10 protein-coding genes and 2 pseudogenes are annotated in these 12,761 nt (G+C 70.9%); 5 read left to right on the top strand and 7 right to left on the bottom strand.

Annotated features, from left to right (window positions below; translation table 11 throughout):
* The 3 genes and pseudogenes from ACWGIU_RS13880 to ACWGIU_RS13890 all read right to left on the bottom strand — a co-directional run.
* A pseudogene (locus ACWGIU_RS13880) lies at positions 1–1,318 on the bottom strand (tetratricopeptide repeat protein); the annotation flags it as partial.
* Positions 1,315–3,216, bottom strand: a complete 1,902-nt coding sequence (locus tag ACWGIU_RS13885; protein WP_453705480.1) for an HSP90 family protein — start codon at positions 3,214–3,216, stop codon at positions 1,315–1,317. The pseudogene ACWGIU_RS13880 and the gene ACWGIU_RS13885, both read right to left, overlap by 4 nt.
* A 133-nt stretch (positions 3,217–3,349) precedes the next feature.
* Positions 3,350–3,889 carry an RNA 2'-phosphotransferase gene (locus ACWGIU_RS13890; protein WP_453705482.1) on the bottom strand — a complete coding sequence of 180 codons (540 nt, stop codon included), beginning with the start codon at positions 3,887–3,889 and terminating at the stop codon, positions 3,350–3,352.
* A gap of 142 nt (positions 3,890–4,031) precedes the next feature.
* Here ACWGIU_RS13890 and ACWGIU_RS13895 point away from each other — a divergent pair, with 142 nt between their 5' ends.
* The gene (locus tag ACWGIU_RS13895) at positions 4,032–4,811 is read left to right on the top strand and encodes an aquaporin (protein ID WP_453705484.1); all 780 of its coding nucleotides are present in this window, start codon (positions 4,032–4,034) and stop codon (positions 4,809–4,811) included.
* 232 nt (positions 4,812–5,043) lie between these two features.
* Here ACWGIU_RS13895 and ACWGIU_RS13900 read toward each other — a convergent pair whose 3' ends face one another.
* The 4 genes and pseudogenes from ACWGIU_RS13900 to ACWGIU_RS13915 all read right to left on the bottom strand — a co-directional run bounded on the left by ACWGIU_RS13900 (position 5,044) and on the right by ACWGIU_RS13915 (position 8,987).
* Positions 5,044–5,958 carry a MerR family transcriptional regulator gene (locus ACWGIU_RS13900; RefSeq protein ID WP_453705486.1) on the bottom strand — a complete coding sequence of 305 codons (915 nt, stop codon included), beginning with the start codon at positions 5,956–5,958 and terminating at the stop codon, positions 5,044–5,046.
* Between the two features lie 10 nt (positions 5,959–5,968).
* Positions 5,969–6,289: pseudogene (locus tag ACWGIU_RS13905) on the bottom strand (metal-dependent hydrolase); the annotation flags it as partial.
* A 41-nt stretch (positions 6,290–6,330) separates the two neighbouring features.
* Positions 6,331–8,121: an SDR family oxidoreductase gene (locus ACWGIU_RS13910; protein ID WP_453705488.1), complete on the bottom strand. Its 1,791-nt coding sequence runs from the start codon at positions 8,119–8,121 to the stop codon at positions 6,331–6,333.
* Positions 8,118–8,987, bottom strand: a complete 870-nt coding sequence (locus tag ACWGIU_RS13915) for a M24 family metallopeptidase (protein ID WP_453705490.1) — start codon at positions 8,985–8,987, stop codon at positions 8,118–8,120. The genes ACWGIU_RS13910 and ACWGIU_RS13915 overlap by 4 nt, the downstream gene beginning before the upstream one ends.
* 216 nt (positions 8,988–9,203) lie before the next feature.
* Here ACWGIU_RS13915 and ACWGIU_RS13920 point away from each other — a divergent pair, with 216 nt between their 5' ends.
* From ACWGIU_RS13920 to ACWGIU_RS13935, 4 genes are read left to right on the top strand one after another with little or no spacing between them, the layout of a single operon-like run.
* Entirely contained in the window at positions 9,204–10,193 is a 990-nt protein-coding gene (locus ACWGIU_RS13920) for an ABC transporter ATP-binding protein (protein ID WP_453705492.1), read from the top strand.
* Entirely contained in the window at positions 10,183–11,070 is an 888-nt protein-coding gene (locus ACWGIU_RS13925) for an ABC transporter permease (protein WP_453705494.1), read from the top strand. Before ACWGIU_RS13920 ends, ACWGIU_RS13925 begins: the two co-directional genes overlap by 11 nt.
* A complete protein-coding gene (locus ACWGIU_RS13930) occupies positions 11,067–11,978 on the top strand; it encodes an ABC transporter ATP-binding protein (protein ID WP_453705496.1) in 912 nt (303 codons plus the stop codon). Before ACWGIU_RS13925 ends, ACWGIU_RS13930 begins: the two co-directional genes overlap by 4 nt.
* A 14-nt stretch (positions 11,979–11,992) precedes the next feature.
* Positions 11,993–12,712, top strand: coding sequence for an ABC transporter permease (locus ACWGIU_RS13935; protein WP_453705498.1), 720 nt, complete (start codon positions 11,993–11,995; stop codon positions 12,710–12,712).
* The last annotated feature ends 49 nt before the right edge of the window (positions 12,713–12,761 follow it).

The following is a 12,761-nucleotide window of genomic DNA, read 5'->3' on the forward strand; positions in this document are numbered from 1 at the left end:
GGTCGGCGCGGACCAGCGGATCGGCCTCCGGCTGGGCGTCCAGCCGTACCGCCACCTCGGCCCACAGCGCGTCTGCACCCGGATGGCCCAGGTCCCGGGCGCGGCGGGCCCGCTCCACCAGCTCGGTGAAGTCGGCGGCCGTCAGGGCCGGCCCGGGGCCCGGGCAAGGGGAAGCGGGAACGGGGACCGGGGCGGTCTGCGGCAGCGCCGCACTGCGCACCCCCAGCGGCAGCGCCGCCAGCAGCGGTTCCCGCCGGACCTGTGCGAGGAAGCGGTCCGAGACCCGGGTGGTGCCGTTGCGCGCGTCGAACTGCCGGGCGATGTCCAGGCAGCCCGCGTACAGCACCCCGTACAGCTCGTCGACGGTTCGGGGGGTTCCTTCGTAGGGCACGGCCGGGGTGCGCCCGTGCCCCAGTTCCCGCAGGCGGCGCAGCAGCACGAGGATGGCGCCGTGGAAGGCCAGCCGGTCGTCGAGGTTGGCGAGCGGAGCCACATGGGCGGCGTGGTCGGCCAGGATCTCAAGGCCGCGGGATTCGTTGCCGGTGAGGGCGCAGAACTCGATGTGCTTGCCGACCGAGGGCAGCAGGCTCTCGTTGCCGCGGGCCATGCGGTAGCCGCGCAGGTGGTGGGAGCGCGCCTCGTCGGCGCGGCCGAGCCGCAGCAGCGGCAGCAGCGAGGTGGCGAGCAGCCGGTGGGGCTCCTCGGCACAGGTCAGGTCACCGTCGAGGACGGGCTTCCACAGCTCCAGGGCCCCAGCGTCGTTGCCATGCAGGACGGCGTACTGACCCTGGCCGTTGAGTTCGCAGGCCCGGCAGTCGCTCATCTCGTCCCGCTCGGCGGCCAGCCAGCGCCGGAAGGCCCGCTCGGCGCGCTCGTCCTCGCCGATCGCGTCGGCGAGCCACAGCTCGGCCTCGCGTACGGGCCGCTCGCTGTAGCCGGCGATCCGGTAGCGGCGTTCCATCTCGTCCAGCCAGCCGGTGGCCGATTCCAGTGGAATCCCGGGGGAGTCGGAGATGGCCGTGGCCACCCACTTGAACTGCCAGAACAGTGAGTGCGCCTCCCAGTGGGAGAAGGCGCCCGGGTCCCTGTCGTACTCCTGGAGCAGCCGGGCGAAGGGGACCAGCATCCCGGACGACTCGGAACTGTAGAGGTAGGCGTTGATCAGGTTGTCCAGGGCCTTGCGGAACAGGGCCTGATCACCGCTCGTCTCCGCCGCGCCGGCCAAGGCCTCGGCGTGCGCGTTGCGCACGGCACCGTTCGGCGATTCGCGGTTCTCCGCCAGACCCCGCACGATCTCCTCGCGCGTCAGCGTCGTCACTTCTGTTCCTCCTGGGCGTCGCGGGCATCGGTGGAGTGGGTCGCCCATTCCAGAAGCCCGAGGAAAGCCCGGTTGAGCAGGGTGGAGTCGGCGGGGCGCAGCGGCCGCTGGGACATCAGCAGGGCCTGCCCGTAGAGCGATTCGACGGCCGTGCCGGTCAGTGCCTCGTCGGGCAGCGCGGCGATTCGGCGGATGAGCGGGTTGTTGTGGTTGAGGACCAGACGGGCGCGGGGTGCGGAGCCGCGCAGGGCGCCGAGGATGCCGCTCCACAGGGAGTCGGCGCTCTCCAGCGCGGCGGTGCGGTCGCGTTCCTGGCGGGCCTGTCGGTCGTCGAGGTACAGCGCGGGCACCGAGACGGGCTGGAAGGCGCGCAGCACCACGTCGCAGCCCTGGGTTTCCAGGCGGGTACGCGCGGTGGCCAGGAACGGGGCAAGCGCCAGTTCGGTACCGGTCGCCACCGGGTCGAGCCGCTCGGTGACGGCCCCGGCGTCGAGCTCGGTGACCTTGAGCTCCGGCCGCACGGCGGGCAGCAGGGCCAGCAGGTCCGCGTCGTAGGTGTATCCGGCGTTGATGACGCCGAGCCCATGGGCGGCGGCGATCGGTGCGATCTGCCGGAACTCCTCGACGGTGCGGGTGAAGTGGATGTCCGTGTGGGCGGCCGCGAACTCCTGGAGGCTCATGGAGCCGTCGCTGGTCTCGAACGGCAGCCACGGCAGCATCAGCCCGAGCAGCTCGGAGTCGTGCCGGGCCATGGACTTCACACCGAGGTGGTGGACCTGCAGGAAGGCGGCCAGGCGGTCCGGATCGCTCGCCGCGAGCTCGGCGAGCCAGCCGCGGATGCGGGCGCCGAGTGCGTCCCGTACCGCGGAGAGGGTCTCGTCGTCGTACAGGTTCTCGCGGGAGGCGGTGGGGCGCAGGGTGTCCGTGTCGAGGACGGCACGGACGAAGAACGCCCAGTCGGGCAGCAGGTTGTCGGCCCGGTCGGTCAGCAGCATGCCCTTGAGGTGGACGCGGTGTCCGGCCCGGTGGGCGGGGCTGGTCGGTTCCGGAAGGACGTACGCCACCCCGCGTACGTCGGCGACCGGCAGGTCGAGGTCGATGCTGTCGAGCGGGGTGAACCCGAAAAGCTGCGCGCAGTGGCCGGCGAGCGCGACGCGACGGGCGGCAGGGGTGGGGAAGGGACGGTCCCACACGGCGGGGCGGTCGGTGACGGGGCGCGGCTCGCCGCCCTCGGCGTCGTCGAAGGTGATGGCGTACGGCAGCAGGGAGCCGTAGTCGCGGGCGAGTTCCTCGACCTTGGCCGGGACGGCCCATTCCGCGGCACCCGGGCGGGCCTCCAGTACGACGGTGGTGCCGGGATCCGGTCGTGCCTCGTGGGGCAGTTCCCGGACGGTGTACGAACCGTCGTCCGTGGCCAGCCATTCGACGGGCGCGGCCTCAGGGTCGCGGGCGGAGCGGGTGACGACCCGGATCTGGCGGGCCACGACGAAGCACGCGAGCAGGCCGATGCCGAACTGGCCGAGGAACTCCTGGCGGGTCGCCTCCAGGCCCTGCTCGTTGAGCCCGGCGCCGTCGCCACCACGCTTGGAGCTACGGCCGATGGTGGCGAGGAGGGAGTGGGCCTCGGCGGCGGTCAGGCCGATGCCGCTGTCCTCGATGGTCACGCGGCCGCCGGATGCCGAGAGCCGGATGCGTACCTCCGCCACCGGATCGAGGGCGTGGCGCGCGGTGATCGCGTCCACCGCGTTCTGCAGGAGCTCGCGGACGTAGACGCGCGGGCTGGAGTAGAGGTGGTGGGAGAGGAGGTCCACCAAGCCGCGCAGATCGACCTGGAAGCTGTGGGGCGTGGAAGGAGGCGTGGACGGGGGCGTGGACGGGGGCGTGGATGTGGACGTCATAGGGCGTCACCTCGCGTGCGTGCAGGGATGGTTCGGCGATCGCGAGGTCCCCCCTCACTGATCCCGGAGTGGTTCACACATTAGGGGGATGGTCGGACAATCTCCGCGTGAATTCCGGCGCCCTGCCGCGGGTCTACCGGAAGCGCAGGAACTGCGGCGGTACGGCGTCCACCAGCCACACCCCGTTGGCGCTGATCCGGAAGACGTGCCCGGCCGCTCGCATCGCCCCGGCGTCCACGCTGAGCACCACGGGTCGACCGCGGCGCGCGCCGACCCGGGTGGCGGTCTCCCGGTCGGGGGACAGGTGCACATGGTGGCGGGCCATCGGGCGCAGACCCTCGGCGCGGATCGGCTCCAGGGCGGCGGCGACCGTGCCGTGATAGAGGTACGCGGGCGGTTCCGCCTCCGGAAGGTCCAGGTCCACGGCGACGGTGTGCCCCTGGCTGGCCCGGATCCGGGTGCCGTCGACGGCGAACCGCTGCTTGTCGTTGGCCGCGACGACGTGGTCGAGCTCGGCCCGGCTGAAGGGGAAGCCGTGCGCGGCTGCCGCGCTCAGCAGCTCGTCGATCTCCACCCAGCCGTGGGGGTCGAGCATCAGTCCGATCCGTTCCGGCTGGTGCCGCAGGTGTTTGGAGACGTACTTCGACACCTTCACGGTGCGTCTTTCATCCATGGCCCCAGCGTGCCCCGTCGGGCGTGTTTGCGGCAGGGATTTTCCGGTGGAGGCCGGTGGTGACAGCTCGTGGACACCCTCTATCGCTCTTCCAAGATGCGGAATATGTTTTCCACTGTCACTCTGTTCAGGGGGAGAAATCATGACAGCCCAATCCTCACTGTCGCGCCGTGCCGCTGCTGAGCTGGTCGGTACCGCCGGCCTGCTCGTGGTCGTGATCGGCTCCGGGCTCAAGGCCGCCGAGCTCAGCCGCGACACCGGTGTCGCCCTCATCGCCAACTCGTTCGCCTCGGCCATCGGCCTCGGGCTGATCATCACGATCTTCGGGCCGCTGTCCGGAGCCCACCTCAACCCGGTGGTCACCCTCACCTCCTGGTGGTCCCGGCGGACCGGCGGCGACGGCCTGGGCGGCCGCGAGGCGCTCGTCTACGCCGCAGCCCAGAGCGCCGGAGCCATCGGTGGAGCCCTCATCGCGGAAGTCATGTTCGGCCGGACCCCGGGAGCCTTCGCCACCCAGGTACGCGACGGCGGTCACCTGCTCATCGGCGAGGTGGTCGCCACCGCCGGTCTGGTCCTCCTGATCCAGGGCCTCGGCCGGACCGGGCGCCCAGGGCTCATTCCCCCGGCGGTCGCCGCGTACATCGCGGCCGCGATCTGGTTCACCTCCTCCGGCTCCTTCGCCAATCCGGCGGGCACCATCGGGCGCAGCTTCAGCGACTCCTTCACCGGCATAGCCCCCGAGTCACTGCCCGGATTCGTCGGCGCCCAGCTGGTCGGCGGGATCCTCGGCCTGGCCCTGGCCGCCCTCCTGTACGGGACCGGCTCCGGTCCCGGCTCCAGCTCCAGGTTCGGCCGGAGCGCGAAGGCGGCCCCGGTGGACGGAGTGCGCCACGTCAAGGCGGCGTACGAGACCGTCAGGTGAGACGACGGCTCAGTTGCCCACAGGAAAAGGGGACTTGTCCACAGCCGTTTGGGTGGGTTTTGACGACAAACGCGTGATCCGCCCTGTGGAACCTGTGGAAGCTGTGGATCGGGGTTCGACCGGGTGTGACCGAGCCCTCCGCCGTGACCACTCGCCTGCCGTGACCACTCGCCCCGGCGTCACCGCTCGCCCCGCCGTGCCACCCGCCCCGGCGCCACCGCTCGTCACGGCGTCACCGCTCGCCCCGCCGCGCCAGATCGTTCATCGTCCGGGCCTGGAGCTCCCGCTCCGTCGCGGCCCGGACGAACTCCGCCACATGGTCGGCGCCCACCAGATCCTGCACCGCCCGTACCGTCCCGGCCGGCAACGCCACCGGCGAGGGACCCGTCGGCCCCGGTGCACCGGCCGATCCCAGGTGCCGCTGGAGGTGACGGGTCGCGAAGAGCCGCATCGCCCGCGCCAGCTCCGCGTCCACGGTCTGCTGGGCCAGCGGCCGCAGCCGCCGGACCATCGTCGCCGCCTCCGCCGCGTCCGCGTCCGTGGGCGGCACCTGCCCGAGGTAGCGCGCGAAGACGTGCTCGGTGGTGAACTCCAGGAACCGCGAGGCGATGTGCTCCACCTGTCCCCGCAGTTCCCGCAGGTGCCCGGTGATCGCCACCAGCGGCACCCCGGCCGCGTACAGCTCGGCGGCCACCGCCAGCTCCTGCGGGGAGGGCACCAGGAACTGGTCCGGGCGCCCCGGAATCCGCTCCAGCACCCCGAGCTCGCACGCCTCGTCCACGGCGTCGTCGTCCGGCCGGCCGCCGAACCGCTCGTTCAGCTCCTCCCGGCTGATCCGGGCCGCCTCCTCGTCGGTCCACGGGCCGTTCACCTCGGCGACCAGCCCGAGTACGCCGCCCAGACCGCGCCCCGCGTCCCAGGCCTCCAGCAGTTCCTTGATGGAGGCCAGGGTGTAGCCGCGGTCCAGAAGGTCCGCGATCTGGCGCAGTCGCGCCAGGTGCGTGGCCCGGTACACGTTGGAACGCCCCCGCCGCTCCGGTTTCGGCAGCAGGCCACGGTCCTGGTACGCCCGGATCGTGCGCACCGTCGCCCCGCTGTGGTGTGCCAGATCCTCAATCCGGTACTCGGCTACCGCCTGATCGGACAATCCCGGCTCCCTACGACATCGCGGCTCGGCCGACCGCGCCCGCTGCGGCCCGGGCGGCAGGTGAAGCCGCAAGGTACTCGACCGCCCTGCGCAGCGAGCCCTCCTGCGAGGGATGGTACGACCGCCGGAAGTAGCGGGGTATGGCCATGCCGAGCTCTCTCCACGGGGGCAGCAGTCCCTTGGCCACCGCGCGGTTGTGCGCGCCGAGCGAGTAGCGCAGCCGGCCGCCCAGTTCCGGGTCGTTGCGTATGAGGTACGAGGCCCCCCACCACCACAGCCACGCCAGCACGGGCGCGACCACGACCATCCCCTCGACGCGCCGCGCGTAGCCGCGGGCTGATCGAGTGCCGGTCGTCCGGTCCGCGGGCCCGCTCACAGCTTTGGCTCCAGCCTCGCGATACGCCGCAGGGCGCGCGGGGCGAAGCGGGACATCCACAGCGCCCCCTTGGACTCCGGAGTCACCGGTACGACGGCCTCATTGCGCACCACCGCCCGCAGGATCGCCTCGGCGACCTTCTCCGGCGGGAAGTTGCGCAGCCCGTACAGCCGCGACGAACGTTCCTGGCGGCGCTTCTCCTCGGCCTCGTCCACCCCGGCGAAGCGCGAGGTGGCTGTGATGTTGGTGTTGACGATGCCCGGGCAGATCGCGGAGACGCCGATCGACTTCGAGGCCAGTTCCGCGCGCAGGCACTCCGACAGCATCAGCACCGCGGCCTTCGAGGTGCTGTAGGCGGGCAGGGTCCTGGAGGGCAGGTAGGCGGCGGCGGAGGCCGTGTTGACGATGTGCCCGCCCTGGCCGCGCTCGGCCATCTGCTTCCCGAAGATCCGGCAGCCGTGGATGACGCCCCACAGATTGACGTCCAGGACCTTCTTCCAGTCCTCGGCGGTGGTGTCGAGGAAAGCGCCGGACAGGCCGATCCCGGCGTTGTTCACGAGGACGTCGACGATTCCGTACTCGGCGGCGACCTTCGCCGCCAGCTTCTCCATCGCCTGCTCGTCGCTGACATCCACGCATTCGGGCCAGGCCCCGGCGGCGCCGACGAGGCGGGCCATGTCGGCCGTACGCGCCGCGCCTTCCCCGTCGCGGTCGACTGCGATCACCCGGGCCCCGGCCTCGGCGAAGGCGAAGGCCGTGGCCCGGCCGATGCCGCTGGCCGCGCCGGTGACCAGGACGAGCTGGCCCGCGAAGCGGTCGGCGTACCTGCCCGGAGCCCTCTGCTCCGGCGCCCGCGTGGCGGGCTCCTCCCGGTCGTCGACGAACTCGGTGATCCAGGCCGCCAGCTGGTCGGGCCGGGTCCGGGGCACCCAGTGCTTGGCGGGCAGGGTCCGCCGCAGGAGGTCCGGGGCCCACCGCTCCAGACCGTCGTAGAGCCGCTCGGACAGGAAGGCGTCCCCGGTCGGGGTGATCAGCTGCACCGGTACGTGGGCGTACGCGTCGGGGCGCGGCCGGCGCAGTCGCGGCCGCACGTTGTCGCGGTAGAGCCAGGTGCCGTGTGCCGCGTCCGAAGGCAGCGAGGCCGTCGGATAGGAGCCGGCGGGAACCTTCTCGATGCGCTGGAGCATCGCGGGCCACCGCTTGCCGAGCGGCCCGCGCCAGGCGAGCTCCGGCAGCACGGGGGTCTGCAGCAGGTAGACGTACCAGGACTTGGCGCCCTGGCCGAGGAGCTGCGCCGCTGCCCGCGGGGTCGGCCGCGTCATCCGCTTCTTGATCCAGTGCCCGAAGTGGTCGAGGGAGGGTCCCGACATCGAGGTGAAGGAGGCGATCCTGCCCTCGGTGCGGGCGACCGTCGCGAATTCCCAGCCCTGTACGGAGCCCCAGTCGTGGCCGACCAGGTGCACGGGCCGGTCCGGGCTGACCGCGTCCGCCACCGCCAGGAAGTCGTCGGTCAGCTTCTCCAGGGTGAAGCCGCCGCGCAGCGGCTGCGGCGCGGTGGAGCGCCCGTGGCCGCGTACGTCGTAGAGCACCACGTGGAAGCGCGTCGCGAGCCGCTCGGCGACCTCCGACCAGACCTCCTTGCTGTCCGGGTAGCCGTGCACCAGCACCACCGTCGGCCGGCCCGTCTCACCGAGCTCGACGACGCACAGCTCGATCCCACCGGTGCTCACCCGGCGCTCGCGCGCACCCGCCAGGCCCACCGCTGCCGCTCCACCCATGTCGCTCATGCTGCCTCCTCCTCGGCCCAGCGCCGCACGTGCGGCAGATCGTCGTCCAGCCAGAACGCGCTCTCCTCGGGGTCCCGGGAGTCGGTGACGACCAGGATCTCCTCGAACTTCGCGCCGGTACCCCGGAATCCGAGGTGGGGTTCCACCGCCCACAGGCCGGGCTGCGGCGGATGGTCGGAGAAGTGGTAGGGGCTCCACAGCGGGGACCAGCCCTCTCGGTGGCCACGCAGGGCGTCACTGGCCAGTCCCTTGAGGGACTGGGTGCCGAAGCCGAAGGCGGTCGGTGACCAGCGCCGCTCCTTGACGCGGTCGATCTTGTGCGCGATCACGCCGAAGGGGTAGGCCCGGTGCCGGTTGGCGTACCCCTGCCGGGTCATCAGCCGTTCGACGTTCTCGTAGATCTCGCGCAGGGAGCGGCCCTCGCGCACCTGCTCCAGGATCAGCACCCGGTGCGCCTGGAGATCGGACATGAGCCGGTCCTGCACCGGATTGAGCCCGAGGCTGCCCGAATAGCCGATGTCGGCCGCGTAGCCCTTGTAGACCGGTGCCATGTCGAGGATGAACGGCATCCCCGGCTCCAGCTTCCGATGGGTCGGGAAGAACTGGAGCGGGATCCTGAAGTTGGCGAAGGCGGTACGGTCCCCGAACCAGGCGAACGGCAGGTGGAACCAGTCCCGTACCCCGCGCTCCCGCAGCCACTCGCGCTGCATCCGCGCGGCCTCGCGCTCGGTCACCCCGGGCCGCAGCTGGGCAGCTACGGCCTCGGCGCACTCGTACGAGAGGCGCTGCACCTCTCTGAAGCCGCTCAGGTCGGCGGAGCGTCGTCCGGAGAGTCGCGCGGTGCGTTGCTTGGTGTCCCCAGCCATGTCAGCCGTCCATCCGTGTAGCCGTACGCGCCCGTAAGTTGACACTGATGAATGTGACAATGACCGGAGATCGCGTCAAGGGTCGTGCACGGACCTGTGGACAAAGTTGTCGGGTCCACATCAGCCTCCAGTACGGGCGTGTACGCCTGAAGGCTGAGACGGGATCCAGCTCCAGGTCTGACGTTTCACGAGAGCTACGCCACTAACGTCGAACCCGTGACTGTCATCGCGACCGAAAGCCTGAGCAAGCGGTACCCCCGAGTGACCGCCCTCGACCGGCTCTCCCTGGACATCGGGCCTGGTGTGACCGGCCTCGTTGGTGCCAACGGAGCCGGCAAGTCCACGCTGATCAAGATTCTGCTGGGACTGTCCCCCGCCACCGAGGGCAGCGCCGCCGTGCTCGGCCTCGACGTCCACACGCATGGCAGCGCCATCCGTGAACGCGTCGGCTACATGCCCGAGCACGACTGCCTGCCACCCGACGTATCGGCCACCGAGTTCGTCGTCCATATGGCGCGCATGTCCGGGCTGCCGCCGACCGCGGCCCGCGAGCGCACCGCCGACACCCTGCGCCACGTCGGGCTGTACGAGGAGCGCTATCGCCCCATCGGCGGCTACTCCACCGGCATGAAGCAGCGCGTCAAGCTCGCCCAGGCCCTCGTCCACGACCCCCAGCTGGTGCTCCTCGACGAGCCGACCAACGGCCTGGACCCGGTCGGCCGCGACGAGATGCTCGGCCTGATCCGCCGGATCTACACCGACTTCGGCATCTCCGTCCTGGTCACCTCCCACCTCCTCGGCGAGCTGGAGCGGACCTGCGACCACGTGGTCGTCGTCGACGGCGGCAAGCTGCTGCGCTCCAGCTCCACCAGTGACTTCACCCAGATCACCACGACCCTCGCGGTCGAGGTCACCGACTCCGACACCCACCCGGACGGCACCGCCGCCCTGCGCAAGGCGCTCACCGAGGCCGGCATCACCCTGCACATCGGCGAGGAGCAGGGCCTGCCCGGAGCCGGCCACATCCTCCTCGTCGAAGCCACCGGCGAGGAGACGTACGACACCGTCCGCGACACCGTCGCCGACCTGGGCATCGGCCTGGTCCGCATGGAGCAGCGCCGCCACCACATCGCGGAGGTCTTCCGCGCCAACGACCAGCCCTCGCCCACCGTCCAGCAGAAGGGAGCCGGTTCCGATGGCGCCTGACACCTCGACCCAGATCCACAACATCGGCTACCGGTCCTACGACGGACCCCGGCTCGGCCGCGCCTACGCCCGCAAGTCGCTGTTCTCGCAGTCCTTGCGCGGCGCCTTCGGACTCGGCCGCTCCGCCAAGTCCAAGGTCCTGCCGATGCTCCTCTTCGCGGTGATGTGCGTGCCCGCGCTGATCATCGTCGCGGTCGCCATCGCGGTGCCCGGCTCCACCGACCTGCCGATCAAGTACACGACGTACGCCCTCACCACCCAGGTGATCATCGGCCTCTTCCTCGCATCCCAGGCGCCGCAGTCCGTCTCGCGCGACCTGCGCTTCAAGACAGTGCCGCTCTACTTCTCGCGGCCCATCGAGCGCGTCGACTACGTCGTGGCCAAGTACGCGGCCATGGCCTCGGCCCTGTTCATCCTCACCGCGACCCCCCTGCTGATCATGTGGATCGGCTCGCTCCTGGCGAAGTTCGACTTCGGCCACCAGACAGAAGGATTCGGGCAAGGACTCGTGTCGGTTCTGCTGTTGTCGCTGCTCTTCGCGGGCCTCGGCCTGGTCATCGCCGCGCTCACCCCGCGCCGCGGGTTCGGCGTCGCCGCGATCATCGCGGTGCTCCTGATTCCGTTCGGCGCCGTGACCGCGGTCCAGGGGATCTCCTACAGCACCGGAAACACCGGAGCAATCGAGTGGATGGGCCTGTTCTCCCCGATCACGCTCATCGACGGCGTACAGACCGCGTTCCTGAACGCGACCTCCGCCTTCCCCGGCGGCGAGGGCCCCTCGGCCGGCACCGGCGTCGTCTACCTGCTCGTCGCCCTCGGCCTCATCGTCGGCTCCTACGCCGCCCTGATGGCCCGCTACCGGAAGGCCGGGCTGTGACCACCATCGACATCGACCACACCTCCCGCTGGTTCGGGAACGTCGTCGCCGTCAACGACGTGACCATGAGCATCGGTCCCGGCGTCACCGGGCTCCTGGGCCCCAACGGCGCCGGGAAATCCACCCTCATCAACATGATGGGCGGGTTCCTCGCTCCCTCCACGGGCACCGTCACTCTCGACGGCGCGCCGATCTGGCAGAACGAGCAGGTCTACAAGCAGATCGGTGTCGTGCCCGAGCGCGAGGCCATGTACGACTTCCTCACGGGCCGCGAGTTCGTCGTCGCCAACGCCGAACTCCACGGCCTCGACGACGCGGCCGCCCAGCGGGCGCTCGCCACCGTCGAGATGGAGTACGCCCAGGACCGCAAGATCTCCACGTACTCCAAGGGCATGCGCCAGCGCGTGAAGATGGCCTCGGCCCTCGTCCACGACCCGGCCGTCCTGCTCCTCGACGAGCCGTTCAACGGCATGGACCCCCGCCAGCGCATGCAGCTCATGGACCTGCTGCGACGCATGGGCGACGCGGGACGCACCGTCCTGTTCTCCTCGCACATCCTGGAGGAGGTCGAGCAGCTCGCCTCGCACATCGAGGTGGTCGTGGCCGGCCGGCACGCCGCCTCCGGCGACTTCCGCAAGATCCGCCGCCTGATGACGGACCGCCCGCACCGGTACCTCATCCGCTCTTCCGACGACCGGGTCCTCGCCGCGGCCCTGATCGCCGATCCCTCCACCGCCGGCATCGAGGTCGACCTCAAGGAAGGCGCGCTGCGCATCCAGGCTGTCGACTTCGGCCGTTTCACCGAGCTGCTGCCCCGCGTGGCCCGGGAACACGGCATCCGACTGCTCACGGTCTCGCCCTCCGACGAGTCCCTCGAGTCGGTCTTCTCCTACCTCGTCGCGGCCTGAAAGGAGCTGGCACCATGTACGAACCCACCGTTGCCCGGCTCACCTACCGGGCCCTGCTCGGCCGGCGCCGCGCGCTGATCCTCTTCGCGCTGCCCGCCCTGCTGATCGTCATCGCCCTCGTCGTGCGCGCCTTCGTCGGCGTGGACGACAAGGTCGCGGCCGACCTCCTCGGCGGCTTCGCCCTCGCCACGATGGTTCCGCTGATCGGTGTCATCGCCGGCACCGGGGCCATCGGACCCGAGATCGACGACGGCTCCATCGTCTACCTGCTCGCCAAGCCGGTGAAGCGCCCGAAGATCATCATGACCAAGCTGATCGTGGCGATCTCCGTCACGATGGTCTTCTCCGCGATCCCCACCCTGATCGCCGGATTCATCCTCAACGGAAACGGCCAGCAGATCGCCGTCGCCTACACGATCGCCGCCCTCGTGGCCTCGATCGCCTACAGCGCGCTGTTCCTGCTGCTCGGCACCGTCAGCCGGCACGCGGTCGTCTTCGGCCTGGTCTACGCCCTCATCTGGGAGTCGCTCTTCGGAAGCCTGGTCGCCGGAGCCAAGACCCTCAGCGTCCAGCAGTGGGCCCTGTCCGTCGCCGAGAAGGTCGCCGGGAACGGGTATGTCGACGCCACCGTCGGCCTGCCCACCGCCGCGATCCTGCTCTGCGCGGTCACCGTCGGCGCCACCGTCTACGCGGGCCAGAAGCTCCGCCGGCTCACCCTGGCCGGCGAGGAGTAGGACCCGCCGCACCCCATGCGAACCTGTGCCCCGCCCGGCCCGCCGGCCG

It is taken from the genome of Streptomyces sp. NPDC054840 (assembly GCF_053611065.1).